The sequence below is a fragment of the Brevundimonas sp. GCM10030266 genome, from assembly GCF_042666595.1.
Taxonomy (GTDB): Bacteria; Pseudomonadota; Alphaproteobacteria; order Caulobacterales; family Caulobacteraceae; genus Brevundimonas.
Genome location: NZ_JBHTCY010000005.1, coordinates 206,739 through 231,964 on the forward strand (window position 1 = coordinate 206,739; position 25,226 = coordinate 231,964).

General features: G+C 68.1%; 26 protein-coding genes and 1 pseudogene. 13 read left to right on the top strand and 14 right to left on the bottom strand.

Going from position 1 to position 25,226, the window contains the following annotated elements; genetic code table 11:
• Positions 1-19: 19 nt before the first annotated feature.
• From ACFQQC_RS15775 to ACFQQC_RS15795, 5 genes are all read left to right on the top strand, one after another.
• Positions 20-622 (top strand): DUF4142 domain-containing protein, encoded by a 603-nt coding sequence (locus tag ACFQQC_RS15775; protein ID WP_376863466.1) that lies wholly within the window; start codon positions 20-22, stop codon positions 620-622.
• A 322-nt stretch (positions 623-944) separates the two neighbouring features.
• Positions 945-1,499, top strand: a complete 555-nt coding sequence (locus ACFQQC_RS15780) for a type 1 glutamine amidotransferase domain-containing protein (RefSeq protein WP_376863467.1) — start codon at positions 945-947, stop codon at positions 1,497-1,499.
• 167 nt (positions 1,500-1,666) lie between these two features.
• Positions 1,667-1,930: a SemiSWEET family sugar transporter gene (locus tag ACFQQC_RS15785; RefSeq protein ID WP_376863468.1), complete on the top strand. Its 264-nt coding sequence runs from the start codon at positions 1,667-1,669 to the stop codon at positions 1,928-1,930.
• Positions 1,931-1,992: 62 nt separating this feature from the next.
• A complete protein-coding gene (locus tag ACFQQC_RS15790) occupies positions 1,993-2,886 on the top strand; it encodes an SDR family oxidoreductase (RefSeq protein ID WP_376863469.1) in 894 nt (297 codons plus the stop codon).
• Position 2,887: 1 nt separating this feature from the next.
• A complete protein-coding gene (locus tag ACFQQC_RS15795) occupies positions 2,888-3,985 on the top strand; it encodes a flavodoxin family protein (protein ID WP_376863470.1) in 1,098 nt (365 codons plus the stop codon).
• Positions 3,986-4,001: 16 nt separating this feature from the next.
• Here ACFQQC_RS15795 and ACFQQC_RS15800 read toward each other — a convergent pair whose 3' ends face one another.
• Together ACFQQC_RS15800 and ACFQQC_RS15805 are read right to left on the bottom strand one after the other, a co-directional pair.
• Positions 4,002-5,300, bottom strand: a complete 1,299-nt coding sequence (locus tag ACFQQC_RS15800; protein ID WP_376863471.1) for a PQQ-dependent sugar dehydrogenase — start codon at positions 5,298-5,300, stop codon at positions 4,002-4,004.
• Entirely contained in the window at positions 5,297-5,728 is a 432-nt protein-coding gene (locus ACFQQC_RS15805) for a DUF2231 domain-containing protein (protein ID WP_376863473.1), read from the bottom strand. Before ACFQQC_RS15805 ends, ACFQQC_RS15800 begins: the two co-directional genes overlap by 4 nt.
• A gap of 155 nt (positions 5,729-5,883) precedes the next feature.
• Between ACFQQC_RS15805 and ACFQQC_RS15810 the strand changes: the two genes are divergently transcribed.
• Both ACFQQC_RS15810 and ACFQQC_RS15815 read left to right on the top strand, forming a co-directional pair.
• A complete protein-coding gene (locus tag ACFQQC_RS15810; RefSeq protein ID WP_376863474.1) occupies positions 5,884-6,621 on the top strand; it encodes a cytochrome c oxidase assembly protein in 738 nt (245 codons plus the stop codon).
• Positions 6,618-7,328: a cytochrome b gene (locus ACFQQC_RS15815; RefSeq protein WP_376863475.1), complete on the top strand. Its 711-nt coding sequence runs from the start codon at positions 6,618-6,620 to the stop codon at positions 7,326-7,328. Before ACFQQC_RS15810 ends, ACFQQC_RS15815 begins: the two co-directional genes overlap by 4 nt.
• A gap of 19 nt (positions 7,329-7,347) precedes the next feature.
• Here the strand turns inward: ACFQQC_RS15815 and ACFQQC_RS15820 are convergent.
• Positions 7,348-8,112 (bottom strand): annotated as a pseudogene (locus tag ACFQQC_RS15820) (c-type cytochrome); the annotation flags it as partial.
• Between ACFQQC_RS15820 and ACFQQC_RS15825 the strand changes: the two are divergent.
• Genes ACFQQC_RS15825 through ACFQQC_RS15840 form a run of 4 tightly spaced genes read left to right on the top strand, consistent with a single transcriptional unit; the run spans position 8,048 to position 12,192 of the window.
• On the top strand, positions 8,048-8,398 hold the full coding sequence (locus tag ACFQQC_RS15825; protein ID WP_376863476.1) for a c-type cytochrome: 351 nt from the start codon (positions 8,048-8,050) through the stop codon (positions 8,396-8,398). The pseudogene ACFQQC_RS15820 and the gene ACFQQC_RS15825 overlap by 65 nt on opposite strands.
• Complete coding sequence (gene coxB / locus ACFQQC_RS15830; RefSeq protein WP_376863477.1) at positions 8,391-9,347, top strand: cytochrome c oxidase subunit II; 957 nt, start codon at positions 8,391-8,393, stop codon at positions 9,345-9,347. Before ACFQQC_RS15825 ends, coxB begins: the two co-directional genes overlap by 8 nt.
• Positions 9,344-11,896, top strand: coding sequence for a cbb3-type cytochrome c oxidase subunit I (locus tag ACFQQC_RS15835; RefSeq protein ID WP_376863478.1), 2,553 nt, complete (start codon positions 9,344-9,346; stop codon positions 11,894-11,896). Before coxB ends, ACFQQC_RS15835 begins: the two co-directional genes overlap by 4 nt.
• Positions 11,893-12,192, top strand: coding sequence for a hypothetical protein (locus ACFQQC_RS15840; RefSeq protein WP_376863479.1), 300 nt, complete (start codon positions 11,893-11,895; stop codon positions 12,190-12,192). Before ACFQQC_RS15835 ends, ACFQQC_RS15840 begins: the two co-directional genes overlap by 4 nt.
• A gap of 372 nt (positions 12,193-12,564) precedes the next feature.
• Here ACFQQC_RS15840 and ACFQQC_RS15845 read toward each other — a convergent pair whose 3' ends face one another.
• The 7 genes from ACFQQC_RS15845 to ACFQQC_RS15875 all read right to left on the bottom strand — a co-directional run bounded on the left by ACFQQC_RS15845 (position 12,565) and on the right by ACFQQC_RS15875 (position 20,646).
• Positions 12,565-14,469, bottom strand: a complete 1,905-nt coding sequence (locus ACFQQC_RS15845; protein ID WP_376863480.1) for a hypothetical protein — start codon at positions 14,467-14,469, stop codon at positions 12,565-12,567.
• A 191-nt stretch (positions 14,470-14,660) separates the two neighbouring features.
• Positions 14,661-15,026, bottom strand: coding sequence for a monovalent cation/H(+) antiporter subunit G (mnhG, locus tag ACFQQC_RS15850; protein WP_376863481.1), 366 nt, complete (start codon positions 15,024-15,026; stop codon positions 14,661-14,663).
• On the bottom strand, positions 15,023-15,304 hold the full coding sequence (locus tag ACFQQC_RS15855; RefSeq protein WP_376863482.1) for a K+/H+ antiporter subunit F: 282 nt from the start codon (positions 15,302-15,304) through the stop codon (positions 15,023-15,025). The genes mnhG and ACFQQC_RS15855 overlap by 4 nt, the downstream gene beginning before the upstream one ends.
• Positions 15,301-15,786: a Na+/H+ antiporter subunit E gene (locus ACFQQC_RS15860; RefSeq protein WP_376863483.1), complete on the bottom strand. Its 486-nt coding sequence runs from the start codon at positions 15,784-15,786 to the stop codon at positions 15,301-15,303. Before ACFQQC_RS15860 ends, ACFQQC_RS15855 begins: the two co-directional genes overlap by 4 nt.
• The gene (locus ACFQQC_RS15865; protein ID WP_376863485.1) at positions 15,783-17,378 is read right to left on the bottom strand and encodes a monovalent cation/H+ antiporter subunit D; all 1,596 of its coding nucleotides are present in this window, start codon (positions 17,376-17,378) and stop codon (positions 15,783-15,785) included. The genes ACFQQC_RS15860 and ACFQQC_RS15865 overlap by 4 nt, the downstream gene beginning before the upstream one ends.
• Positions 17,375-17,719 carry a Na+/H+ antiporter subunit C gene (locus ACFQQC_RS15870; protein WP_376863486.1) on the bottom strand — a complete coding sequence of 115 codons (345 nt, stop codon included), beginning with the start codon at positions 17,717-17,719 and terminating at the stop codon, positions 17,375-17,377. Before ACFQQC_RS15870 ends, ACFQQC_RS15865 begins: the two co-directional genes overlap by 4 nt.
• Complete coding sequence (locus tag ACFQQC_RS15875) at positions 17,716-20,646, bottom strand: monovalent cation/H+ antiporter subunit A (protein ID WP_376863487.1); 2,931 nt, start codon at positions 20,644-20,646, stop codon at positions 17,716-17,718. The genes ACFQQC_RS15870 and ACFQQC_RS15875 overlap by 4 nt, the downstream gene beginning before the upstream one ends.
• Positions 20,647-20,792: 146 nt before the next feature.
• On the opposite strand from ACFQQC_RS15875, the gene ACFQQC_RS15880 reads away from it, so the two are divergent.
• Positions 20,793-21,185, top strand: a complete 393-nt coding sequence (locus tag ACFQQC_RS15880; RefSeq protein ID WP_376863488.1) for a hypothetical protein — start codon at positions 20,793-20,795, stop codon at positions 21,183-21,185.
• Positions 21,186-21,464: 279 nt separating this feature from the next.
• Here the strand turns inward: ACFQQC_RS15880 and ACFQQC_RS15885 are convergent, their stop codons facing one another.
• Complete coding sequence (locus tag ACFQQC_RS15885; protein WP_376863489.1) at positions 21,465-22,628, bottom strand: zinc-dependent alcohol dehydrogenase; 1,164 nt, start codon at positions 22,626-22,628, stop codon at positions 21,465-21,467.
• A 220-nt stretch (positions 22,629-22,848) separates the two neighbouring features.
• Here ACFQQC_RS15885 and ACFQQC_RS15890 point away from each other — a divergent pair, with 220 nt between their 5' ends.
• Positions 22,849-23,067 carry a hypothetical protein gene (locus ACFQQC_RS15890; protein ID WP_376863490.1) on the top strand — a complete coding sequence of 73 codons (219 nt, stop codon included), beginning with the start codon at positions 22,849-22,851 and terminating at the stop codon, positions 23,065-23,067.
• Here ACFQQC_RS15890 and ACFQQC_RS15895 read toward each other — a convergent pair.
• From ACFQQC_RS15895 to ACFQQC_RS15905, 3 genes are all read right to left on the bottom strand, one after another.
• Positions 23,064-23,501: a DUF488 family protein gene (locus tag ACFQQC_RS15895; RefSeq protein WP_376863491.1), complete on the bottom strand. Its 438-nt coding sequence runs from the start codon at positions 23,499-23,501 to the stop codon at positions 23,064-23,066. The two genes, ACFQQC_RS15890 and ACFQQC_RS15895, sit on opposite strands and share 4 nt — an antisense overlap.
• Entirely contained in the window at positions 23,498-24,271 is a 774-nt protein-coding gene (locus tag ACFQQC_RS15900) for an exodeoxyribonuclease III (RefSeq protein ID WP_376863492.1), read from the bottom strand. Before ACFQQC_RS15900 ends, ACFQQC_RS15895 begins: the two co-directional genes overlap by 4 nt.
• A 100-nt stretch (positions 24,272-24,371) precedes the next feature.
• Positions 24,372-25,133 carry a LytTR family DNA-binding domain-containing protein gene (locus tag ACFQQC_RS15905; protein WP_376863493.1) on the bottom strand — a complete coding sequence of 254 codons (762 nt, stop codon included), beginning with the start codon at positions 25,131-25,133 and terminating at the stop codon, positions 24,372-24,374.
• Between the last annotated feature and the right edge of the window lie 93 nt (positions 25,134-25,226).

Below are 25,226 nucleotides of genomic sequence, written 5' to 3' on the forward strand. Positions count from 1 at the left end.
GCCTACAAGGGAGGTTTCGATGAAACGCATACTTCTTCTCTCCGCCGGCGCGTTCGCCCTCACTATCTCTGCCTGTCAGCAGGAGAACGGCGGCGCTCCGGATCAGCAGAACCAGGCGGTGAACACCACCCAGGACGCCGCAGCCGGCGCGGTCGGCACGGTCGCCGGGCCAGCGGGCGCCCTGACGGCTGCGTCCTTCGTCAGCAACGCCGCCATCGGCGGCATGTATGAGGTCGAGGCGGGCCGGATCGCCGCCCAGCGCTCGACCAATCCCCGCATCAAGGCCTTGGGCGAAAGCATGGTCGCGGATCACACCAAGGCCGGCGACGCCCTGAAGCCCATCGCGGCGGCGGCCAACATCACCGTGCCGACCGCGCTGGATCAACGCCATCAGGGCCTGATCGACAACCTTCGCGGCGCCAGCGACCAGGACTTTGACCGCGTCTATCTGCAGCAGCAGGAGGCCGCCCACAACGAGACCACCATGCTGCTCGAGAACTATGGCCGTATGGGCGACAATGACGCGCTCAAGGCCTGGGTGGCCGAGACCCTGCCGGTCGTTCGCAGTCACAGCCAGATGGTCGACCAGTTGGACGAGACCAACGCCGACGCGGCGCGTTGAGCCGGGCGACGCGCCGGAGCCATCCTGACAGGATCGCTCCGGCGCGTCGCTTCAGCGGGGCTGTCGCTTGAAGGTTTCCCCGACTTCGGTCGCGTCCGGGCCATCCGGTCCCGCGGCTTGGCGTGACTGTTCGCCGACCTTCTCCACGTCGCGGTCGGAGGTCGTCTGGTCCGGCCGACCTGCCGGCATGGCCCCGTTCTTCCGGCGGCCCTCGCTCTGCTTCTCGCCCATCACCTGTTCCTCCGTTCTCGCCGGGGCTCCGACACTCGCCCGTCAACCAGACCCGTCCGAACCGGTTCCTCCCCACTTCAAGGAGACATCCATGTCCGCATCTCTCTCAGGCAAAACCATCGCCGTGCTCGCCACCGACGGGTACGAACAGGTCGAACTGACCAAGCCCGTCGAGGCCCTGAAGGCCGCCGGCGCCACGGTCGAGATCGTGTCGCCCAAATCCGGTGAAATCCAGGGCTTCAACCACCACGACAAGGGTGACCGGACCCCGGTGGATCGCGCCCTTTCGGAGGCCGACCCCGCCGCATATCACGGCCTGCTTCTGCCGGGCGGGGTCATCAATCCGGACGCCCTTCGTCTGGAAGATGAGGCTATCGCCTTCATCAGCGCCATCGCGAAGGCGTCCAAGCCGATCGCCGCCATCTGCCATGGACCCTGGACCCTGATCGACGCGGGCGTGGTCAAGGGGCGCCGCATGACGTCCTGGCCCTCGCTCCGGACGGACCTGACCAACGCCGGCGCCGATTGGGTCGATGAGGAGGTGGTGGTCGACAATGGCCTGGTCACCTCGCGCAATCCGGACGATCTGCCCGCCTTCTGCGCGAAGATGGTCGAAGAGTTCGCCGAGGGCCGACACGACGACTGAGCATCATGGAACCGGCGGCGCATACGCCGGTTGGTCGGGCGAGCGCCCCTTACGCTCACTCCTGATGGAAGCCCCGGTTCGGTCGCCCCCCCGAACCGGGGTTTCGTTTATCCGGTCGACGTCCAGCCAGCGGCGGAACGACGCCCTCCCGCTGCGGTTTCGACGGCATGTCCGCCACGCTCGCCGCCAACATCATCGGGACGCTCGCCGCCCTCTGCTCGATTTCCAGCTTTGCGCCGCAGGCGGTCAAGATCTGGCGGGAGAAGGACGCGTCGGCGGTGTCGCTGAAGACCTATTCCCTGACCGTCAGCTGCTTCGTGCTGTGGGTGGCCTACGGCGTCCTGATCAAGGCGTGGCCGCTGATCGTCGCCAACGGCTGCGCCCTGGTCATGGCCAGTCTGGTGCTGGTGATGAAGTGGCGGTTTCGGTGAGGACGCGGAACGCCTGCGGACGGCTCAGGTTGTCACGGTGCCCCCAAACATGAGCGAACGACATGACCGACCGCCCCGCCCTGCAAGACCCCCGCGAACAGTACCCCAAGCCCCCCTTCCCCGAGCAGCCCCAGTCCGCCCCCGGTCTGGTGCGGAAGATGGAGCCCAAGCCGGACCATGGCGAGGAGAGCTATGTCGGCTCGGGCAAGCTGGAGGGGCGGCGCGCCCTGATCACCGGAGGCGACTCCGGCATCGGTCGGGCCGTGGCCATCGCCTATGCGCGTGAAGGGGCGGATGTCGCCATTTCCTATCTGCCGTCCGAGGAGGCGGACGCCGCCGAGGTGATCGCCCTGATCGAGAAGGCCGGCCGCAAGGCGCTGGCCCTGCCCGGCGACATCACGGACGAGCAGTGGTGCCGTGAACTGGTGGAGCGGACGGTCTCCGCCTTCGGCGGTCTGGACACTCTGGTGGTCAACGCCGCCAGCCAGCAGTTCCGGGAAACCGTGGACGAGGTCACCACCGAAGACTTCGACCGCACGATGAAGACCAACCTCTACGCCCTGCACTGGATCGTCCAGGCGGCCACACCGCATCTTGAGCCGGGCGCGGCGGTGATCACCACCGCCTCCATTCAGGCCTATGAGCCCTCGGCCATCCTGCTGGACTACGCCACCACCAAGGCAGGGATCGTCGCCTACACCAAGGCGCTGGCCAAACAGCTGATCGAGAAGGGCGTCCGCGCCAATGCGGTCGCGCCGGGTCCCTTCTGGACTGTCCTGCAGCCCTCCGGCGGCCAGCCGATGGAGAAGGTCAAAAACTTCGGCGAGCAGAGCGCCTTCGGGCGTCCCGGCCAGCCCATCGAGATTTCGCCCGTCTATGTCCTGCTCGCCTCTTCCGCCGCCAGCTTCACCACCGGCGAGGTCTATGGGGTCACCGGCGGCGCCGGGATCGCCTGAGGTGGCCAAGTCGAAAACCACCGGCGCGGCGCCCGATCCGCGCAAGGGCATGCCGTCTCCGAAGCTGACGAAGCCGGACTTCACCGAGCGCTACCTGAGCCAGTTCCGGGACCCGGCCTTCACCCCGATGCGGGACGCGCTGGACAAGCTCGCCGCCATCGCCTGGGAGGCCTATCGCGACGGCCGCAAGTCGCCGGTGACCCGCAAGGCGGGCAATGGCTACGCCGATCCGGACTACGACCTGTCCGAGGACTGGATCAACGCCAGGGCCATGATCGACGAAGCGCAGGTCCGGTTCGAGGACGGGAAAGGCCCGCTGCGGGTGCTGCTGATCAACGGGTCCTCGCGCTCGGAGCACACCTGTCAGGGGGAGATGTCCAAGAGCTTCCGGCTGGTGTCGTCCGCCCAGCGCGTGCTGGAGAAGGCGGGGATCGAGACCAGGGTGCTGGACCTGTCCCGGCTGGCCAGCGAGTACGGACGAGACATCCATCCCTGCAAGGCCTGCTTCTCGACGGCGGCGGCGCTCTGCCACTGGCCGTGCAGTTGCTATCCCAACTATTCGCTGGGGCAGGTCCACGACTGGATGAACGACATCTACCCCATGTGGGTGGAGGCGCACGGCGTCTTCGTCGTCACCCCCGTGAATTGGTATCAGGTGTCCAGTCCGATGAAGCTGATGATGGACCGGCTGGTCTGCGCGGACGGCGGCAATCCTGATCCGACCCTGACACAGGGCAAGGACGCCAAGCTGGCCAAGGCCGAGGAGTTGAAGGGCTGGGCCTATCCGCGCCACCTGCAGGGCCGGGTCTTCTCCGTGGTTGTGCACGGGGATGTCGAGGGCGCGGAGAATGTGCGCCGGTCGGTGTCGGACTGGCTGAAGTTCATGAAGTTCACGCCCGCAGGGCCGGATGCGGAGATCGACCGCTACATCGGCTACTGGGAGCCCTATGCGACCAGCCACGAGGCGCTGGACCGCGACACCGACATGCAGGCCGAGGTGCGGATCGCCGCCGAGCAGCTGGCGCGGGCGCTCAAGGCGCGCCGGGCCGGGGAACTGGTGACAACCTTCGAAGGGCTGGAGAGCCCACGGCAGAAGTAGGCTCTCCAGACGTTCGTCAGCCGGCGGGCGCGACCCGCCAGACGGTGTTGGACAGGTCGTCGGCGATCAACAGGATGCGGCGTTGCGGGTCGAAGGTGACCCCAACCGGGCGGCCGCGCGCCTTGCCGTCAGCGAGGAAGCCGGTGACGAAATCGACCGGCTGGCCGACCGGGCGGCCATTGCTGAAAGCGACCCAGCTGACCTTGTAACCCGACAGGTCCTGGCGGTTCCAGCTGCCGTGCTCGCCGATGAAGGCGCCCTGGCTGAACCGTCCGCCGAACCCACCCTCCGTGGCGAAGCTGAGGCCCAGAGCGGCGACGTGTGAGCCAAGCGCATAGTCGGGCGCGATGGCGCGTTCGACCAGATCGGGACGCGCCGGGCGGATGCGCGGATCGACAGTCTTGCCCCAATAGCTGTAGGGCCAGCCGTAGAAGGCGCCGTCCCGCACCGAGGTCAGATAGTCAGGCACCAGTTCCGGTCCGAGTTCGTCCCGCTCATTGACCACGGCCCACAGCTGGCTGGAGGTCGGCTCGATGGCCAGGGCGGTCGGATTGCGGATACCGGTGGCGATCGTCCGGCGCGCGCCGGTCAGGCGGTCGATCTCCCAGACCACCGCCCGCTCCTCTTCCACGGACATGCCGCGCTCGCCGACATTGCTGTTGGAGCCGATGCCCACATAGAGCTTGGTCCCATCGGCGCTGGCGGTCAGCGACTTGGTCCAGTGGTGGTTCACCTCGGCCGGCAGGCGGGTCAGAACTTCGCCCGGCGCGGTGATCCGGGTCTGCCCCTCCTGATAGGGGAAGCGCAGCAGGGCGTCCTGGTTGGCGACGTAGAGATTGCCGTCCACGAAGGCGAGGCCGTAGGGGGCGTCCAGGTTCTCGATGAAGACTGTCCGCACCTCGGGCGTGCCGTCGCCGTTCGCGTCGCGCAGCAGGGTGATCCGGTTGCCGCCCTTCACCGACGACCTGCCGCCGGCCTTGATGACCCCGGCGATCACATCCTTGGGCCGCAGCTTGGGCGCATTTCCGCCGGAGCCCTCGGCGACGAGGATGTCGCCATTGGGCAGCACGAGCATCTGGCGCGGGATCTTGAGGTCCGTAGCCATCGCCGTGATACGGAAGCCCTGCGGCACGGTCGGAAGCGCGCCGTCCCAGCCGGTCGGCGAGGCGATCTTCATCGGCGGGATCAGGGTCTCGTTCCGGTCCGGCAGTTCCGGGTTCGGCCCGGTCTGGTTCAGGTTCTCGGCGGGACGCCCACAGGCTGTTACGGCGACGGCGAGCGTCAGGGCGGAGGTGGCGAGCAGGCGGCGCATCATCGGGCTCCCTCCCGGATGGCCTGGGCGGTTCCGATCCAGGCGGCGGCGAGGGCCAGCAAGGTGCAGGCGATGGACATCACCAGCCCCGGCGTCCCCACCGAGCTCCAGCCGTCCCGGCTGTGCTGAAGCGAGTTCAGGAAGCCGATGACGAAGGCGGCGGCGAGCAGGCCGACCAGCAGCAGGGCGGAGGTCCGCTCCGGCGACCGCCACTGCACGATCAGGCTGATCGCCGACCACGCCAGCAGAACCCCTGCGAACACCTCCGCGCCCGCGATCAGCCAGGCGGAGAAATTGGTCCACTGGATCACCTCGGTCCGCAGATAGGCGATGTCGCTGATCAGCCCGCCGGCAAACAGGGCCGCCGGGAAGCCGAGAAGGATGGATCGGGTGGTCTGTAGCGGCCGCGCGGCCGGTCCTGTCTGGGACATGCGTCGTGATTTCCTGTTCAGCCTGTGCCGTAGCCAACCCGTCGGACGCCGTTTCGTTGCCGCAATTCGGGGAACCACCCGGCCCGCCGATCCCTTCTCACGGTGAAGCTGCCAAGGGGACGCGCCATCACCCGCCTGACGACCGAGCCTGTCGCATGACGCCCGACGCCCTGACCTGGCTGCCGTACTGCGGTCCGGCGCCGGCGCCCGGCGACTGGCGCTGGAACCTCGATCCCCTTCTGCTGGCAGGGCTCGTCGGCATGGCGGCGCTGGTGTTCTGGCGAATGCGGGGAACGCCGCGCATGCTCGGTCTGGCCGCGACGGCGGTGCTGGTCGTGATCTTCGTCTCGCCCCTGTGCGCCATCAGTTCGGCGCTCTTCTCCGCCCGCACCGTCCACCACGTCCTTCTGGTCGCGGTCGCCGCCCCCCTTCTCGCCTGGACCGTTTCGATCAGGCGGGCCGGGTCGCTGACCCTGGCGACAGCCGTTCAGGCGCTGGTCTTTTGGGCCTGGCACGCCCCCGCCGCCTACGAAGCGGCCCTGTCCAGCGACGCCGTCTACTGGCTGATGCAGGCCAGCCTGCTGGGCTCCGCTGTCTGGTTCTGGATCGGCGTGCGGCGCGCCTCGGCGCCCTCGGCGGTCGGCCATCTGCTGGTCGCCATGGTGGCCATGGGCCTGCTCGGCGCCCTGCTGACCTTCGCCGACGACGCCCTGTATGCGCCGCATCTGCTGACGACCATGGCCTGGGGACTGACCCCGCTGGAGGATCAGCAGGCGGCAGGCCTGATCATGTGGGCTCCGGCGGCGGCCCTCTATCTGGCCGCGGCCCTGATCATCCTCGGCCGCTGGATCGGGCCGGACCGTCCGGTCGTTCGCGTGGATCCGACCGCGTGATCGACCGGCTGATCGCCAATGTGCTGGAGTGGGCCGCCGGGCACCACGACGAAGGCCGTTTCTCGCCGGTCGCCATCGTCTTCCACTGGACCATGGCCGCGCTGGTCAGCTTCCAGCTGTTCTGGGGCTGGTGGATGGGCCAGCTTCCGGTCGGCGGCGACAAGGTCGCGGCGCACAGCCTGCATTACGCCATCGGGGTGCTGATGCTGGTGCTCGCCATGGGTCGGGGCGCCTGGCGGCTGCTGGCGCCCGGTCCGATCAATGACGCCGACAAGCCGGGATGGGAAAGCAACGCCGCCACCGTCACCCACTACCTGTTCTACACCTGCCTGTTCGGCCTGCCGCTGACCGGCTGGGCCATGGTCTCGGCCACCGAGCGCGAGCAAAGCCTCACTCTGCTCGGCCTCACGGCCTGGCCCCTGATGCCGTTCCAGGATCTGGACAATGTCACCCGCTGGCGGGTCGAGGCCGTGACGGAGTGGATGCACTGGGGGCTGGTCGTCACACTGCTGCTGCTGATCCCCCTGCACATCGGCGCGGCGCTCAAACACCAGATCATCGATCGGGACGACGTACTCCACGGGATGCTTCCGGTCGTGCCACAGCCGAAGCGGCGGCGGACGCGCTGGCAACGGCGGTATCGGGCGGTGGAGCAGCGGGTGCGCGCTCTAGCCAGGCGGCGATTTGGGCTATCTCGGCGTCGGTGAGGTTCTTGACGGCGTCCGTCATGACCCCGCGCGGGTCGTTGCGACGCTTCCGTTCCTGCCAGCGATGCAGCTGGTCGATCGTATAGCCCGCAGGCTGGCCCGCGATCGCCGGATTGCCGAAGCCCACGCCCAGACCGTCAGCTCCGTGGCAGGAGGCGCAGGACGGAACGCCGCGGGAAGGATCTCCCCGCAGATAGATCGCCGGAGCCGCTCCCGCCGGACCGCGCGGCAGGGGCGCCGGCATGTCGGCGTAGAACTGCGCCACCGCCCGGCGGTCGCCGTCATCCAGCCACCGCGCCACTTCCCGCATCACCACGTCCTGCCGGACGTCCTTGGCGTAGTCCTCCATCTGCTTCTGCAGGTAGCCGGCGTCCAGACCGGCCAGTCGCGGCACGCTGACCCCGTCCCCGGCGCCGTCCAGACCGTGACAGCTGAAACAGGCGTTGGCCGGACCGCCCTCCCCGCCGCCCATGGCGATGATCTCGCCCGTCCGCGTGAACGCCGCCCCCGTCTCGTTCGACGGAGGCGCGCAGGCCGCGAGCGGCAGCAGCAGAAGCAGGGGCAGGGGCAGGGGCAGGATACGCACATCCAGCCAACACCGCCCGACCGCCACGGTTCCGCTTTCCGGGGAACCTTGACCATGGGGGCGGGTTTGATCGGCAACGGCGAAGGGGCGCGATGACGATTTCCGACTTTCAGGGTCCGGCGTGAGGTGGGGCGTGATCGCCCTGGCCGCGATGCTGTGCGCCTGTGCGGACAAGTCGGACCCGCCGCGCACCATCATGGGCGCGGACGCCAGCCGGGGGCTCGAGGTGATTGAGCGCGTCGGCTGCGCCGCCTGCCACGACACGCCCGGCGTCGCCTGGCCCAGGGGGCTGGCGGGTCCGTCGCTTCAGGGCTTCGCCGACAGTCCGATGATCGCCGGACAGTTCCCGAACCGGCCGGACCGGCTGATCCCCTTCCTCAAGGACGCGCCGTCGATGGCGCCCGCCACCGCCATGCCCGCCATGCCCCTGACCGACGCCGAGGCCCGCGACGTGGCCGCCTACCTGTACACGCTCCATGACTAGAACCGCAGCCGACGGAACCGCAGCCTGGCCGCCGCCTGCGCTGGACCCGGCGGGACCGTTCGCCGAGCCGCTGAACACCCTGTCCTGGGTGCTGTTCGCCATGGCCGGATCAGTGTTGCTGATCGTGGTGGTCGCCCTCGCCATCGCCCTGTTCGGACCCCGGCGCTGGCGGGATCGGCTGGGCGGACGCAAGCTGGTGTGGATCGGCGGCTTCGCCTTCCCCGTGGTCGTCCTGACCGCCCTGCTCATCTACGGCCTGGCCTTGACCAGCCATCTGACCCAGGAACCCGGTCCCGGCGAGATGCGGGTCCGCGTCACCGGCGAGATGTGGTGGTGGCGCGTCGCCTATCTGGACGGCGAGGGACGCGAGGCCTTCCAGGACGCCAACGAATTGCACATCCCCACGGGCCGCCCCGTGGTGATCGAGCTGGACTCCGCCGACGTCATTCACAGCTTCTGGGTCCCGCGTCTGTCCGGAAAGGTCGATATGATCCCCGGCCGCCGCAATCTGATCCGCATCCAGGCCGATGCACCCGGCGCCTATGGCGGCCAGTGCGCCGAATACTGCGGCGGCCCGCACGCCCTGATGGGCTTTGTGGTGGTCGCCCACGAGCCGGCGGCTTATGAGGCGTGGCGAGCCCGCCAGTCCGCGCCCTCCCCCGCCGCCCTGCAACCGACCGCCGGTTCGCAGGTCTTCGCCCGCGCTGGCTGCGGCGCCTGCCACAGCGTGGCGGGCACGGCCTTCAATGGTCAGGCCGGACCGGACCTCAGCCACGTCGGGTCACGCCGCACCCTCGGCGCCGGCATTCTGCCCAACAACCAGGGCACGATGGCGGGCTGGATTTCGGACAGCCAGTCGATCAAGCCCGGCAACCGCATGCCCGCCTATCCGGTCATGAGCGGCGAAGAACTGCGCGAGGTCTCCGGCTGGCTCGAGAGCCTGAAGTGAGCCGCCAGTTCGAGAAGGAAACGGGGTTCGACACCGCCCTTTACGAGCGCTTCCCGACAACGGGACGGCGGCCTGACGGCGAGCTGGAAGAGCTGGAGCGCATCTGGTGCCGCCCGAAGGGCTGGCAGTGGATCACCGCCATCAACAACAATTTCGTCGGCGTCTATTACGTCGGCGCAGCCATGCTCTTCTTCGTGCTGGCAGGCATTCTCGCGGTCCTGATGCGGACCCAGCTGGCCGTGCCCATGGCGGGCATTCTCCCGGCCGAGACCTACAACCAGATCTTCACCGTGCACGGCACGATGATGATGTTCCTGTTCGCCGTCCCGGCCGTCGAGGCCCTGGCGGTGCTGTTGCTGCCCCAGATGCTGGGGGCGCGCGACCTGCCCTTCCCCCGTCTCAGCGCCTACGCCTTCTGGGCCTATCTGATCGGCGGGCTGGCCTTCTTCTGCTCCCTCTTCTTCGGCCTGGCGCCGAACGGCGGCTGGTTCATGTACCCCCCGCTCAGCTCCACGGCCTTCTCGCCCGGCATCAATGCCGACTTCTGGCTGCTGGGCATCGGCTTCATCGAGATTTCCGCCATCGCCGGCGCCATCGAGATCATCGTCGGCGTGCTGCGAAACCGCGCGCCGGGCATGACGCTGGACAAGCTGCCGATCTTCGCCTGGGCCATGCTGATCTTCGCCGGGATGATCATCATCGCCTTCCCGTCGGTGATCCTCGCCACCACCCTGATGGAGCTGGAACGGGTCTTCGGCTGGCCCTTCTTCGATCCGCTCAAGGGCGGCGACCCGATGCTGTGGCAGCACCTGTTCTGGTTCTTCGGCCACCCCGAGGTCTACATCATCTTCCTGCCCGCCGCCGGGGCCATGTCGACCATGATCCCGGCCATCGCGCGGACCCCGCTGGTCGGCCACAACGCCGTCGTCCTGGCCATGCTGGCCACCGGCTTCATCAGCTTCGGCGTGTGGGCCCACCACATGTTCACCACCGGCATGCCGACGATCTCGACCAGCTATTTCTCGGCGGCGTCTATGGCGGTGTCGGTGCCGGCGGGGGTGCAGGTCTTCGCCTGGATCGCCACCATCGCGGCGGGGAAGATGCGCTTCACCACCTCCGGCCTGTTTGTCACCGGCGCCATCGTGACCTTCGTCATGGGCGGCCTGACCGGGGTGATGGTGGCCATGGTCCCCTTCGACTGGCAGGCGCACGACAGCTACTTCATCGTCGCCCACCTGCACTATGTGCTGATCGGCGGGATGGTCTTCCCCTTCTTCGCCGCCATCTACTACTGGCTGCCCATGTCCTCGACCCGCCCGCTCAGCGAGCGGATGGGCAAATGGGTGTTCTGGCTGATGTTCACGGGCATGCACGTGACCTTCCTGCCCATGCACCTCAGCGGCCTGATGGCCATGCCGCGCCGGGTCTTCACCTACCTGCCCGGACGCGGGCTGGAGCTGCCCAACCTGATATCCAGCATCGGCACGGCGATCACCGCCCTCGGCGTTCTGCTCTGGATCATCGACATGGCGCGCAACTTCCGCCCCTTCGGCGATCGTGATGCGGGCAACATCCACGACGGACCGGGTCTGGAATGGCTGCCGACCGGCCTCTACTCGGTCCGCTCGGTGCCGGTCGTCAAAAGCCTCTATCCACTGTGGGAACAGAAGAACCTCGCCCGCGACGTCGAGGCGGGCCGCTACTTCCTGCCCAACGCCCCCACCGGCGAGCGCGAGACCATCGTCACCTCGACGCTGAACGCCGAGCCGCAGTACCTGCAGCGGATGCCGTCACCTTCGCCCTGGCATGTCTGGGCGGCGATCTTCACGGCGGGCCTGTTCCTCCTGCTGACCGTGCAGGCCTACGTCGCCTCGGCCATCAGTGGAGTGCTCGCTGTCTGGTGCATCATGCACTGGTGCTGGATGCTCGATCGACCGCGCATCGCCGACACGGTCGATATCGGCGGCGGCGTGCGGGTGCCGACCTATATGAGCGGCCCGTCCAGCCATGGCTGGTGGGCCATGGTCATCACCCTGATCGTGGCGGGCATGATCGCCCTGCTGGCCGGCTTCAGCTACGTCTTCCTGTGGAGCCGAAACCCGCAGGACTGGATCGCCCCTCCGCCGATGACCGGCCTGATGCTGACGCTGACCGGCAATGTCGTCGGCGCGGGTCTGGCTTGGCTGGCATGCAAGGCGCTGGCGCTGGACAGGCGCCGCAGCCCGGTGATCGCCACCCTGCTGATGCTGCTGGCCGCCGCCGCGCTCGGCGCCGCCTGGTGGACCGATCTGACCGGCTGGATCGACGCCGGGCTGAAGGCCTCGGCCACGGGTCAGGGCGCGACGGTCTTCGCCCTGCTGTCCTGGCACGGCTTCTTCATGGGCATCGTCGCCCTGATGGCCCTCTATGCGGTGCTGCGGCTGCTGTTCGGCCACGTCGAGGCGCGCCGTCCCTCGACCTTCCAGCTGATCGCCCTGTTCATCACCTATTCCGCCGGTCAGGGAGCATTCTCAGCCGCTCTCACCAGCCTCTTCCCGGGTGCTCCATGAAGACCTGGGCCTGGATGCTGGGCGGGCTGACGGTTTGGGGCGTCCATTTCATCGGCGTCTATCTGATCTCCAGCGTCGCCGACGTCGTGGCGACAGCGGATGATCCGGCCTGGCGCATGGCCGCGCTGGCCTTCAGCGGCCTGTGTGCGCTGATGGCCGCCGGGCTGGTCTGGGCGTCCGTTCGACGCCTGAATCGCAGAGGGCCTGGGTTCCCGGACCAGATGGCAGCGCTCGGCTCAGGCGTATCCCTGATCGCCATCGTCTGGCAGGCGCTACCCACTTTGATCGGCCACTGACCGCGGCGCACAGCCGCCCGCCGAGTCGCGGCGGAATAACGCCTTGATCGCGACCTCCAGCAACCTCGCAGACGTAAAACCCGTGCGAAATGCCCGGAGAACCCACGCACCCGGCGCCGGCCGCAGCCATAAAGCTTTGATATTGGGAAGAAAGGCGGATGGCTGGGGAACTAGGACTCGAACCTAGAATGACGGTACCAAAATCTGAAACTGCCGATGAGGAAACCGACACTTAGGGTGTAAAACCCGGCAAATCAGCCCCAACAAAAACAATGACTTAAATAGCCATTGTAAAACCCCGATCTCAGCCATTAGCGGCAGCGCAGGCAACGACGGCAGGAATGCTTCCCGCCGTCGCCCGAAGTTGAAACGCTACGCCCAGACCTTATTCAGGACGGCCGCAGCGAGCGCCGCCTTATCCTGGGGGAGGAAGCGCCCGTAATGAGCCTGGACCGTCGCTGGCGTGTCCTGAATGGCGTAGCTCGCCTGCTCGTAGGACCCGGTTGTCTTCAGGACGTGAGTGGCGAGCACGTCCCGGACGCTGTGCGGACCATGGGGCAACAGACCCGCGATTGCTCCACGGCCGGTGTACGGATTTCGTATCCCGTAGCGTTGGATGATCAGACGCCACGCCTCGTAGAAGGTGTTCTGATTGTAGGCGGCGTCGGTAGACGTCCTCTTCCGGGCCTTCACGAAGACCGTCCCCGGGTCCGAAGCACCTGCCAGCAGGATTGGCCGGTGGACCTCGATATAGGCCTCCAGCCAGCGGTAGAGGTCGCCGAGGTCCGGAAGCACCAGCCGGAACGGACGCCTGGAGAAGTAGGCTGAACCAGCGTTCTTGAATGCGGCGCAGGGTACGAAGACCTCCCAACCGCCATCCCTCTCGCTCCATCGCAGCTCACCACACTTCAGCCGTTCCAGTTCCCGCTCGGTGCGGGGCGCCTGATCCCTGGGGCAAACGAGCATCTGACGCAGATTCTTCTGTCTCAGGCCCAGGTGCAGCCCGAGGCGGATCATCAGCAACGAGCGAACGCTTTCGGCCGCGGCGCGAGGGTATCGCCGGGCATCCGGCATGCGCTTCAGGATTTCATCGGTGATCTTGCGGTACTCGCCCACAGGGCTGGCCGCCTCCAGAATCGGCAGCAGCGGCTCGAAAGGGTCGCGGTGGATGCGGGCGACGCGGCTGATCTCCCGGGCGCGCTGCAGAGCGTGCTCCTTCATCCGCTCGCAAGCCTCGTCCCAGTCGAGTCTGGCGGCCTCGATATCCGCGGAGCCGACCAGTCCCACGATCGGAACGAGACGCTCCGCCAGATGAGGACTTTGACGACGCCAGCCGGTCTTGTCCCGCGTGAGCGCTGCTGCAAGCAGCAGCATCTCGGCTTCCCATCCCGTGAAGAAGCCGCGCCGGCGCTCTCGCCATTGAACGTACCAGTCCCAGACGGCCGGAAAAACGAGATGGGCGAAAGACAGATCCTTGATCGGCGCCCCGAGCCCCCTCACCTCCCCCGTCTCCGGCGCGGCGAGTGACCCGAACAGCAGGGAGAGATGCTCTCCACGCTGGGCAGCGGTCTCCTCCCCCCAGACCCCGGAGCGCTGATAGCCGATCTCTGTCAGGGTCGAGGACTTGAAGCGGATCAACGCAGTCATCTCCCGCTGCAGTGCAGGCGGCGCGACAAGCTCGACGCAACCCTTTCGCCCTCGCCCCTTCCTCTGGGGCAGGACCTCGTCATCGAAGCGGAGGGAGAACCGGTGTTTCGAGACCTCGGAGTGGTACTGGCTGTAGGCCGTGCCGCCGGACAGGATGTTGGTCCGGACCCAGGACAGGATTTCCGCGCGCTCTCGCGGCGACCGTCGCTTGAAGTCATCAGGCAGATGCCAGGCCAGCCGCCGCGCTTCAGCCGGTTCGACGCCCCGCGGCGCCAGGCCTGCGGTCGCCTTCGGCTGGGCCAGGCGGGACCTCAGATAGCGGGCCGGCAGGCGGTAGCGCGCCTCGATCATGTCGACGACCTTCAAGCTGGCCGGGGTCTGGGGTGTTTTGACACCCCGCCGCCAGTCGAAGATCGTCTTGCGATCCGTCAGGCCGCCACCGGCCTTGATCGCCCTGTGAAGCCGGTGGGCCGGCTCCCCATGGCGGCGCATCTGAAGGTCCAGAGCGCCATGGAAATCCAGTGGATGGTGCTCGACCTCCCACAGCGGTTCGGGATGATCGACGATCGGGATGGGCGGACGCCCACGGGGACGCTTTGTAGAAACGGCAACGCTACTCGTGACAGGCATGGTCTCTCCTTGGATCGCCGCGGACGGCGGCATGGAGAGACGAACGAGAAGACCGGGGCCCCTAAATCAGGTCCCCGTATTCACAGCACCATGTCTGCCATACGCCACAAGCGAGCGGCGCCGGCCGGCAGCGCGAGCCTCGAACCGTGCCGCATCCAGTCAGCAAATCGCCGTAACCAGCCCCGCGCCCATCAGGGGCGACCGCCGGCTCCAAGGTTTACGACCTTCTCATCGGGATCCTGCGTCTCGGTCCGATCGCGGAACAGGGCGGCCCGGGCGAGCAGGATCAGCGTGACCGGGGTCGTCACCGTCAGGAACACCCCGATCAGCAACTCACGCGGAAGCCACCGTCCATGGGCTGATCCGAAATACAGCCAGGACGCCAACAGGATCAGCGCCATGCCCAGAGTCGCGCCGAGGGTCGGGGCGTGAACCCGTTCGTAGAAGGAGCCCAGCCGGATCAGGCCCATGGCGCCCACGAGCGACAGCGCGGCGCCCACAACGACCAGCACGGAGACGGTGATCGCCGCCCCGTCCGGGACATCCGACAGGATCATTCGATCACCTCCCCGCGCATCAGGAATTTGGCCAGGGCCACGGTGGCGGCGAAGCCCAGCATGCCGATGATCAGCGCCGCCTCGAAATACAGGTCGCTGCCCGTGCGAATGCCGAAGACGACAGTGATCAGCATGCCGTTCAGATACAGGGTATCCATGCCCAGAACCCGGTCCTGGGCGCGCGGACCGCGTATGATGCGATAGGCGGCGAAGGCCATCGCCAGCGCCAGCAGGATCAGCGCGGCCGTCAGTCCGAGGTCGAGGATGCGCGCGCTCATTCGAAGATCTCCATCAGCAGCCGCTCATAGCGATCCTTGATGATCCGCACCCAGGTCTCCTCGTCCACCAGATCGAGGACATGCATCAGGAGCCGTCCACGCGCGCGATCATACTCGACCCACAGGGTGCCCGGCGTGCTGGTGATGACGATGGCCAGCACGGCGAGGCCGTAGCGGTCCTTCAGGTCCAGAGGGATATGGATGAAACCCGACACGCGGTCAGCGCGACGACCGACCAGGATCTGGGCCACGGCGAGGTTCGAGCGCAGCACGTCGACGACGACCCGTCCAGCCAGGGTCACGATGGCCCGCGGCGAGCGCACACGCACCGGATCAATCCGCATCGCGCGCATCACCTGCGGAGCGGCCAGCGCCATCACCGCCGCTAGCGCAAGGGAGGGCGGCGCGAGACTGGCGCTCAACAGGAGGGAGGCGAGGAACAGCCCCGCCGACAGCAGGGGGTGCGGCAGCAGGATCTTCATCGCCCCTCCCCCGTCAGCACGGCGCCGATGTAGGCGGACGGCTCCGCCAGCCAGATCGCCGTCCGGCTGGCGTAGACCAGCACAGGCTCGGCGAAGATCGACAGCAGGATACAGCCCCCCAGCAGGCCGGCGAGCCCGACGAACTCGGCCGCCCCCACCACCAGCGGCGGCGCCGTCTCATCGCGCGTCCAGATGGCTCCGACGCCCAGTCGTGTCAGGCTGATCACCGCGGCGAGGCTGGAGACGGCGAGCAGGCCCACGATGGTCCAGCCGGCGGCGCTGTCCGTGGCGACCAGGGGCGCCATCATCCCGACCTTTCCGATGAAGCCCGCCAGAGGCGGCAGACCCGCAATCATCAGCGCGCAGAAGATGGTCGCCCCGCCCAGCGCCGCGACCGCCGCCGGAATGACCAGACCGGGCTCGTTGCGCTCGGTGTCCTCGAAGGGATCACGATATTCGTCGTCGAAGACGGCCTTGTTCGCATCCCCGCCAGGATCGCGTCCCCGCTCGAGGATTTCGGCCACGAGGAAGAGGGCGGCGCAGGCCAGGGTCGAGCCGACCAGATAGTAGAGGGCCGCGCCGAGGCTTGCCGCCCCGCCACCACCGACAATCGCCAGCAGGGTTCCGGAAGAGACCATCACGGCGAAGGCGGCCGCCCGCGCCAGATCCCGCGACGCCAGCATGCCGGAGAGCCCGAACACCAGCGTGGCCAGGCCGGCGCCGAGAAGCACCTCGAGCCCGAACCCCGCCGAGTCCCCCGCATCGGCCGAAAAGACGAGGGCGCTGAGCCTCAGGATCACATAGACCCCGACCTTGGACAGGATGGCGAGCATCGCCGCCGCCGGCGCGCTGGCCGCCGAATAGGTGGGCGCCAGCCAGAAGCCCAGCGGCCAGGCCGCCGACTTGGTCAGGAAGGCCACCGCCAGCACTGCGGCGCCGACATGGAACAGGCCGCGATCGTCGGCCGCGATGTCGGGAACACGCACTGCCAGGTCCGCCATGTTCAGCGTACCGGTCAGGCCATAGATCAGCGCCACCCCGACCAGGAACAGCAGAGAGGCCGTCAGGTTGACCGCGATATAGCCGAGGCCGATGCGGATGCGCGTCTCCCCCGAGCCGTGCAGGACCAGCCCGTACGAGGCCGCCAGCATGATCTCGAAGAAGACGAACAGGTTGAACAGGTCGCCGGTCAGCAGGGCGCCGTTGACGCCCATGACCAGCAGCAGGAACAGGGCGTGGAAACGCGGCCCGGCCCTGTCCCAGCGCGCCAGCGAGAAGGTCAGGGCGCAAAGCCCCAGCACGCTGGTCAGCGCCAGCATCAGCGTCGACAGTCGGTCCGCGACCAGGACAATGCCATAGGGCGCCGCCCAGTCGCCGAGGCGGTAGACCCGCGCCACATCCCCGCCATCGGGCGCCCCGGTGGCGCTCTCGTGGATCAGCACCACGGTCATGGCGAGGACGGCCGCCATGGTGGTCAGGCTGATGATCCCTTTCACGATCCGGCGGCGCTCGTCGAGCAGCAGCATGCCGGCCGCCGCCAGCAACGGCAGAACGATCGGCCCGATGATCAGATGCTCCAGCCAGTCGGTCATGCGTCCGGCTCCCTGCCGTCGACATGGTCGCTGCCGGTCGCGCCGCGCGCGGCCAGGACCACCACCAGGAACAGGGCGGTCAGGGCGAAGCTGATGACGATGGCGGTCAGCACCAGCGCCTGCGGGGTCGGATCATCGTACAGGGCGGGGGTCTCCAGGCCGGACGCGGTCACGGGTGGCGCGGCCACCCTCAGGCGACCCATGGCGAAGATGAAGATGTTGACCGCATAGGACAGCAGGCAGAGCCCCATGATCACCTGGAAGGTCCGGGGACGCAGCAGCAGCCAGACGCCGGAGGCGCCCAGGACGCCGATGGCGAGCGACAGGACGATTTCGATCATGACGGCTCCTCCACTTTCGGCTCGCCTGTCTGCCGGGCCTTGCGGAGCGACTGGTGCGCCAGGGCGACCAGCATCATCACCGTGGCGCCGACGACGAGGATGACGACGCCGAGGTCGAAGACCACCGCGCTGGCGATCGGGACCCGGCCCAGCACCGGCAGGTCGGCGTACTGGAAGGCGGAGGTCAGGAAGGGCCGCCCGAACGCCCACGCACCGGCGCCCGCCAGGATGGCGATCAGCAGCCCCGACCCGATCCATACCGCCGGGCGGATCTCGAGCCGGTCTTCCACCCAGCGCGCGCCGGAGGCCATGTATTGCAGCACGAAGGCCACCGACAGGGCGATGCCCGCCGCGAAGCCGCCGCCCGGGAGGTCATGGCCGCGCAGGAACAGGTGCACGGCCAGCAGGATGACGAACGGGAACATCCAGCGCATGACGACCTGGGGGACCAGCATTGTCTCCCTGAGGGTGTCCCCCTCTCCCCGGTTCTCGCGACGGCGATCAACCGCGGCCTGCACCCGCTTCTGGGCGGGTTGCGGGAGGGTGTCCTCATGCGGCCGGAACCGGCGCAGCAGGACGAAGACCGTCAGGCCGACGATGCCCAGCACGGTGATCTCGCCGAAGGTGTCGAAGGCCCGGAAGTCTACCAGGATGACGTTCACGAGGTTGCGGCCGCCCGCCAGGCTGTAGGCCTGTTCAACGTAGTATTGCGACACGCCATCGACGAGCGCGGGCCGGGTCATCACCGCCCAGGCCGACACGGACAGGCCCAGACCGACGGCCGCTGCGATGATCAGGTCGACCCGGCGGCGCAGGCGAGAGCGGCGCTCCAGATGCGCCGGGACGCGGATGGACTCCAGTCGCTTCGGCAGCCAGCGCAGGCCCAGCAGCAGCAGGACCGTGGTGACGATCTCGACCAGCAACTGGGTGATGGCGAGGTCCGGCGCGGACAGCCAGAGGAAGGAGAGACAGCTGGCCAGCCCCGCTCCCCCCATGAGCACCACCGCCGCCAGGCGATGGTATTTCGCCTGCCAGGCCGCCGCCACCGCGCAGGCGCCGCCGACCAGCCACAGGAGGGCGAAGGCGATCTCCGGCAGGGCGGGCGCGCCCAGGGCCGGCCTGGCCAGGGCGAAGCCGCCGCCCCCGACCGCGGCGATGACCGCCATGACCAGGGCGAACAGGATGATGGCCCGCAGCTGCTGCTGCACGCCGCGTGCGCCGAAGATCGTCTGGGCCGCCTCGGCCAGGCGGAAGACGCCGGTCATGGCCTTCTCGAAAAGATAGCCGCCGTTCAGCCAGCGAACGCCCAGCGGTCCGCCGGTCGTGTTCACATTGATCCGCCGCCCGAAGACCACATAGAGGCCGACCCCGGTCGCCAGCGCCAGCACGCTGAGCAGCAGGGGCAGGTTGAAGCCGTGCCAGATCTTCAGGCTGTAGTGCGGCAGGTCCGGCCCCATTACCGAGACCGCCGCACTGCGCAGGAAGGGCCCGACCGTGAGGGCCGGCAGTATGCCCACCACCAGGCAGAGTATCACGAGGATCTCGACCGGCCGGCGCATCCAGGGCGGCGGCTCGTGGGGGACGCGGTCCAGCGCTGTCGGCGCCGGACCGAAGAAGGTCGCGTGGATGAAGCGCAGGGAATACAGGACGCTGAAGGCGCTCGCGAGGGTGGCGAGGATGGGCAGGGCCGCCGCCAGCGGATGGCGCCCCGCCCCGGCCACGGCCTCGGCCAGGAACATCTCCTTGGACAGGAAGCCGTTCAGAAGCGGCACCCCGGCCATGGCGGCGGCGGCCACGATGGCCAGCACCGCCGTGACCGGCATGAACCGGATCAGGCCGCTGAGCTTGCGCATGTCGCGCGACCCGGCTTCGTGGTCGATGATCCCCGCCGCCATGAACAGCGACGCCTTGAAGGTGGCGTGGTTGACGAGGTGGAACAGGGCCGCGATCGCGCCCAGCTCCGTGCCCAGTCCCAGCAGCAGGACGATCAGGCCCAGATGGCTGATGGTCGAATAGGCCAGCAGGCCTTTCAGGTCGTGCTGGAAGATGGCGCTCCAGGCGCCGATCAGCAGCGTCAGCAGCCCTGCACCGCCCACAAGGGCCAGCCACATCGGGGTTCCGGCGAAGATCGGCCAGATCTGGATCAGGACGAAGACGCCGGCCTTCACCAGGGTCGCCGAGTGCAGATAGGCGCTGACCGGCGTCGGCGCGGCCATCGCGCGCGGCAGCCAGAAGTGGAAGGGGAACTGGGCGCTCTTGGTCATGGCCCCGACCAGGATGAAGCCCAGCGCGAGCGTGTGGCGCGGATCGGCGAGGATCGCGTCCTTCGCCGCGAGCACCGCCTGCAGGTCGTAGCTGCCGGCGATCTGGCCCAGCAGCACCATGCCGATCAGCAGGCCGAGGCCGCCCGTCGCGGTAACGGTCAGGGCCATCCGCGCCCCTTCCCGCGCCAGCGGATTCTGGTTCCAGTATCCGATCAGCAGGAAGGAGAAGAGGCTGGTCAGCTCCCAGAAGACGACCAGCTGGATCAGGTTGCCGGACAGCACCAGCCCCTGCATCGCCCCCATGAAGGCCAGCAGGAAGGAGAAGAACCGGGGCACCGGATCCTTGGGCGACATGTAGTAGCGGGCGTACAGCACCACGAGCGCGCCGATGCCCATCACCAGGGCGCTGAACAGCCATGACACCCCGTCGAGCCGCAGCACCAGATCCAGCCCCAGCGACGGGATCCAGGGAATGTCGAGGCGAAGGATTTCGCCGTCCTGGAATCGGGGCCACAGCAGGGCCAGGCCGACGACATTGATGAAGGCCACCGTCCAGGACAGCACGGCCGCAGCGGTTCTCGCATGCCGCGGCAGGCCGGCGGCGATGAGGGCCCCGGCGAACGGCAGGGCGACCAGAAGAACCAGCAACAACCCGGTGGTCATGCTTGAGTGGAATCCTTTCCTGAGGCGCGGCCAGCCCTACCCCAACCCGACCGTATGATCCCAGTCGTCAAATGGCCGCGTCGATCCGCCCCACGGTCGGGCAAGGGCCTTGATCGTTCAGGACCTGAACGGAAAAGGAGACCGGCTTGGCGAAGTTCCAGTTTGACCACCACACCGACCGCAAGGACGCCGCTGCCGCGCTTGTCTCGCTGCGAGAGGTGGGAATGAAGTCCGAAGACGTCGGTTCCCTGTGGCAGGCGCCCCCGGACGCCGACGCACTCTGGCCGCCGGCCGAGAAACCCGCCGACCTGTATGAGGCGACCCTGGCGGATATCGGAGCGGTGCAGCTGTCGGGCTGGATCGCCCATAAAGCCCTCAATGCCCTGAGCGCCTCGACCTCTCCCGGTCTCGCAGACGTGCTCGATGGAACCGATCTCGACAGCGGGGACCGGGATCGGATCCGGGGCACTCTCCTGGCCGGCGGCGGCGTGATCGGGGTGAAGGCGCGGGACATCCTCTCGGACGACATCGTGGCCTGAAGGTCAGGCGGGTCGCCACCCTGCCAGGCGGCTGTTCAGTCGCATGTCCCGACTGAAGCGTTTCGGGACGTGCGGCATCAGGCCCGCTGCGGGCGGCGAAAAGGGGGCCCGGCGTTCCCGCCCTTGCTGGTGTTCCGCAATCCGGACCGGGCAATGACCGGGGCCGGCGCGGACGCACCCGCGTCCAGCACTGGGACGGCCGGACGCCCCAGGCATCCGGTCGCCAGGCTCCGCCCCGCCTTGCGCGCGCCCGGCTTCGCGGGTGGCGCTCAGCCGAGCTCAGGGATTGATGACGATCTTCACGCAACCGTCCTTCTTCTCCTGGAAGGTGCGGTACATGTCCGGTCCATCCTCGAGCCGGATCTTGTGCGTGATCAGGAAGCTGGGATCGATCTCGCCGTTCTCGATCTTGCGCATCAGGGGCTCGAGATAGCGCTGGACGTGCGTCTGGCCGGTCTTGAGCGTCAGCCCCTTGCCGACGAAGGCGCCCATCATGACCGGCACGCCGCCGACGAAGACGCCGGGAAGACTGATTGTGCCGCCGGGACGGCAGGCGATGATGGCCTGGTTGAACGCGTAGGCGCGCTCCATCTTGCCGGCGACCGTCTCCTGGACCTTCTCGATCAGGCTGCCGGAGCCGTGGCTCTCCAGCCCGACGGCCTCGATCACCGAATCCGGCCCGCGCCCGCGGGTCATGGCCAGGATCTGATCCTGAAGTTCACCCTCGACGGCGGAGAAGTCGATGGTCTCGGCGCCGCCGTCGCGCGCCATCTGAAGCCGCTCGGCCACCTGATCCACCGCGATCACCCGCTCGGCGCCCATCATGAAGGCGCTGCGGATCGCGAACTGTCCCACGGGCCCGCAGCCGAACACGAGAACGGTGTGGCCCGGCTGGATGTCCGCGTTCTCCGCCGCCATCCATCCGGTCGGAAAGATGTCGGACAGGAACAGGACCTGGTCGTCGCTCAGCCCCTCCGGAACCTTGATCGGCCCGACGTCGGCGAACGGCACGCGGAGGTATTCGGCCTGGCCGCCGGGGAAGCCGCCATAGGTGTGGGTGTAGCCGAACAGGCCGGCGGTCTGGTAGCCCACCATCTTCGCCTGCTCCGCGCCCGCCGGATTGGAGACCTCGCACAGGCTGAACAGGCTGCGACGGCAGAACTCGCATTCGCCGCAGCTGATGGTGAAGGGCACCACCACGCGGTCCCCGACCTTGAGTTTGGTGTTCTCCCGGCCGACCGCGACGACCTCGCCCATGGTTTCATGGCCCATGACGTCGCCGTGCTTCATGCCGGGGACAAAGCCGCCGTACAGGTGCAGGTCCGACCCGCAGATGGCGCAGCTGGTCACGCGAATGATGGCGTCGCGGCCATCCTTGATCTCCGGGTCCGGGACCTCCTCGCAGCGGATGGTTTCCTTGCCGTGCCAGCACAACGCTTTCATGGGGCCTGCTCCTGAAGTGTCGGGAAGGAAGCGTTCCGGTTCGCGCCTGTTCCGTCCGGTTTCAGACACAGACGACCTTGCGACAGGCGACACACCTGGAGCGTCGACCGGACACACGACCGGTCGACAGCGGAGCTGTCCCGCCGCCCCCAGGCTGCGCATTCTCAATGGCGGAACGGGCGCCCGGAACGCGTGTTGGAGGGGACAAGGAGCATCCCCCATGTCCGATATCCAGCCGATCCCCGGCGCCGAACACGACATCCCGCCGCTGACGCCGGCCGCGGAGGTCGCCCTGTCGGATGTCGATCCCCTGGACCCCGAGGCCATCGCGCCGATCGCCGCCGCCGAGGAAGACGCCGCGACCGCGCGCGAACTGCGCAGCCGCCTCCTGATGCTCAAGGCCGGCGCGGGCCCCGCCGATCCGGCGGAAGCGGGTTAAAGGTCCACGACCTCGAAGTCGGCTTCTGCGGCCAGCCGCTCCGCAAGAACCGCGCGATGACAGCCGCAGGCGTCAGCCTCATAGCAGAGCAGCGCCGCGGGCGCAGCGGCGGCCAGGGCCTTGAGGTGTTCGAACTGAAGACGGGCGGCAGGCTCCTGCATATGGGCGACGAAGATCGCCCGCATCTCTTCGACCCGCCCCCTGCGCGCCGCCTCCCGACCCGCCTTGGGGGTCCCCAGGTCCCGGAGATGGACATAGGCGATCCCCTCGCCTTCAAGGCTGCTGGACAGGAGCGTCTTGGAAAAGCCCGCGCGCCGGGACGCCGCCACCGCGCGGACATCGACCACCGTCCTGACGCCGGCGGCCTTGAGGCGGCCGAGGACGTTTGCGAGCGTGACGGCTTCGTAGCCGACGGTGAAGATCTTGCGGCTCATGAGAGTTCGATCCAGGTCGGCGCGTGATCGCTGGCCCCGGGACGGCCTCGAATGTCGCGATCGACACCGGCGTCGATCAGGCGCCCGGCCAGCGACGGACTGACCAACAGATGGTCGATGCGCAGGCCGGCGTCCCGCGCCCAGGCCTGCCGAAAATACTGCCAGAAGGTCCAGGGCGGCGGGTCTTCAGGGTAGCGCTCGCGCAACCCGTCGACCCAGCCCTGCTCCAGCAGGCGGGCGAAGGCGGCGCGGCTCTCCGGCTGCAGCAGGGCGTCCGTCTTCCACGAGCGGCTGTTGTAGATGTCCGCCTCTGTCGGGACGACGTTGTAGTCGCCGGCGAGAACGACGGGCGCGCCGGTCTCCAGCAGTTCGCCCGCATGGGCGATCAGCCGCTCGAACCACGCCAGCTTGTAGTCGAACTTCGGCCCCGGCCTGGGATTCCCGTTGGGCAGGTAGAGGCAGGCGATCAGCACGCCGTTCACCGCCGCCTCGAGATAGCGGCTCTGGCCGTCCCGCTGTCCGCCCGGCAGGGCGCGACGGGTGACCACGGGCTCTCCCACCCGCGAGAGGATGGCGACCCCGTTCCAGCGATGCTCGCCCTTCCAGACCGCCTCATAGCCGGCCTCTCGGATCGCGGCGGACGGGAACCGGGTGTCGGTCGCCTTGAGCTCCTGCAGGCAGGCGACGTCGGGCCGCGCCTCCTCCAGCCAGGCCAGCAGGTTGTGTAGACGCGTATTGACGCCGTTGATGTTGAAGGTGGCGATCCGCATGGGACGCCAACGACGGGAGAGACCTTGGGTTCAGCGCCAAACCCGGGACTTAGCTTCAGGGGCCGGATCGCAGAACCGTCGAGGGAGGCTCTGATCAGGTTTACCCAAGCCACCCCGCCTGGCGCAGGCGGGCGACATTGGCCCGGGACACCGGGGCTTCCAGTCCGCCCTTGAGCCGAAGTCGAAGATTGCGCCCGTCCTCGGCCACGCCGGTCACGGCGTGGCGCGCGACCCACCAGGATCGGTGGACCTGCAGGCCCTCCATCCCGCCCAGCTCTTCCACCGCCTGGCTCAGCGGCATCAGCACGAGGACCGAACCGCTGACGGTGTGCAGGCGGACGTAGTGATCCTCCATGGAGAGGCACAGCAGATCCTTGCCCAGCCGCGGCGGCAGATGGCGCAGGATGGGGGGATCGCCGGGCGCGGCGCGGTCGGCCGCCGCCCCGCGACCGCGAACCCAGCGTGCGATCGCGATGTGAAGCGCGAAATAGACGATGCCGATCACAAGGGTCTGGCCATACCACTCGACCGGGCCGACCCGATCGCCGATCCCCGGCCAGAAGGCCGTCGCCACTCCCCTGGTGAAGCCCCCCAGCGGCACGGCCGTCAGCAGCGCCACGACCGGCCCCCACGCCCAGACCGGCACGCCCGCGCGTCGCGCCCGCCCGGCGAGGATCCGGATCGTCAGTCCCAGGACCAGGCCGCAGGACAGGAAGACGATCACCCAGTAGGCGACCCGGACGATCAGACCGTCGTTCAGGAAACTGCCGAACGGGCCGATCGCGCCGAGCAGGACGCCCGTCGCCAGGCAGGCCGCCAGCTCGATCGCCCACACCCTCGTCATGCCCGGCGTCTCGGTCATCGAATCCCCTTCCGGCGAAACGATACAGCCGTGGAAAGCGATGGGGCCAGTGGCCGGCCGGCGAACCCGTTCGCCCATTCACGAAACGGCGCT

Excerpts from the sequence above, each read along its gene's own strand:
- ACFQQC_RS15775 (WP_376863466.1), top strand. The coding sequence starts at position 20 with ATGAAACGCATACTTCTTCTCTCCGCCGGCGCGTTCGCCCTCACTATC.
- ACFQQC_RS15780 (WP_376863467.1), top strand. The coding sequence starts at position 945 with ATGTCCGCATCTCTCTCAGGCAAAACCATCGCCGTGCTCGCCACCGAC.
- ACFQQC_RS15785 (WP_376863468.1), top strand. The coding sequence starts at position 1,667 with ATGTCCGCCACGCTCGCCGCCAACATCATCGGGACGCTCGCCGCCCTC.
- ACFQQC_RS15790 (WP_376863469.1), top strand. The coding sequence starts at position 1,993 with ATGACCGACCGCCCCGCCCTGCAAGACCCCCGCGAACAGTACCCCAAG.
- ACFQQC_RS15800 (WP_376863471.1), bottom strand. The coding sequence starts at position 5,300 with ATGATGCGCCGCCTGCTCGCCACCTCCGCCCTGACGCTCGCCGTCGCC.
- ACFQQC_RS15805 (WP_376863473.1), bottom strand. The coding sequence starts at position 5,728 with ATGTCCCAGACAGGACCGGCCGCGCGGCCGCTACAGACCACCCGATCC.
- ACFQQC_RS15810 (WP_376863474.1), top strand. The coding sequence starts at position 5,884 with ATGACGCCCGACGCCCTGACCTGGCTGCCGTACTGCGGTCCGGCGCCG.
- coxB (WP_376863477.1), top strand. The coding sequence starts at position 8,391 with ATGACTAGAACCGCAGCCGACGGAACCGCAGCCTGGCCGCCGCCTGCG.
- ACFQQC_RS15840 (WP_376863479.1), top strand. The coding sequence starts at position 11,893 with ATGAAGACCTGGGCCTGGATGCTGGGCGGGCTGACGGTTTGGGGCGTC.
- ACFQQC_RS15845 (WP_376863480.1), bottom strand. The coding sequence starts at position 14,469 with ATGCCTGTCACGAGTAGCGTTGCCGTTTCTACAAAGCGTCCCCGTGGG.
- mnhG (WP_376863481.1), bottom strand. The coding sequence starts at position 15,026 with ATGATCCTGTCGGATGTCCCGGACGGGGCGGCGATCACCGTCTCCGTG.
- ACFQQC_RS15855 (WP_376863482.1), bottom strand. The coding sequence starts at position 15,304 with ATGAGCGCGCGCATCCTCGACCTCGGACTGACGGCCGCGCTGATCCTG.
- ACFQQC_RS15860 (WP_376863483.1), bottom strand. The coding sequence starts at position 15,786 with ATGAAGATCCTGCTGCCGCACCCCCTGCTGTCGGCGGGGCTGTTCCTC.
- ACFQQC_RS15865 (WP_376863485.1), bottom strand. The coding sequence starts at position 17,378 with ATGACCGACTGGCTGGAGCATCTGATCATCGGGCCGATCGTTCTGCCG.
- ACFQQC_RS15870 (WP_376863486.1), bottom strand. The coding sequence starts at position 17,719 with ATGATCGAAATCGTCCTGTCGCTCGCCATCGGCGTCCTGGGCGCCTCC.
- ACFQQC_RS15875 (WP_376863487.1), bottom strand. The coding sequence starts at position 20,646 with ATGACCACCGGGTTGTTGCTGGTTCTTCTGGTCGCCCTGCCGTTCGCC.
- ACFQQC_RS15885 (WP_376863489.1), bottom strand. The coding sequence starts at position 22,628 with ATGAAAGCGTTGTGCTGGCACGGCAAGGAAACCATCCGCTGCGAGGAG.
- ACFQQC_RS15890 (WP_376863490.1), top strand. The coding sequence starts at position 22,849 with ATGTCCGATATCCAGCCGATCCCCGGCGCCGAACACGACATCCCGCCG.
- ACFQQC_RS15895 (WP_376863491.1), bottom strand. The coding sequence starts at position 23,501 with ATGAGCCGCAAGATCTTCACCGTCGGCTACGAAGCCGTCACGCTCGCA.
- ACFQQC_RS15900 (WP_376863492.1), bottom strand. The coding sequence starts at position 24,271 with ATGCGGATCGCCACCTTCAACATCAACGGCGTCAATACGCGTCTACAC.
- ACFQQC_RS15905 (WP_376863493.1), bottom strand. The coding sequence starts at position 25,133 with ATGACCGAGACGCCGGGCATGACGAGGGTGTGGGCGATCGAGCTGGCG.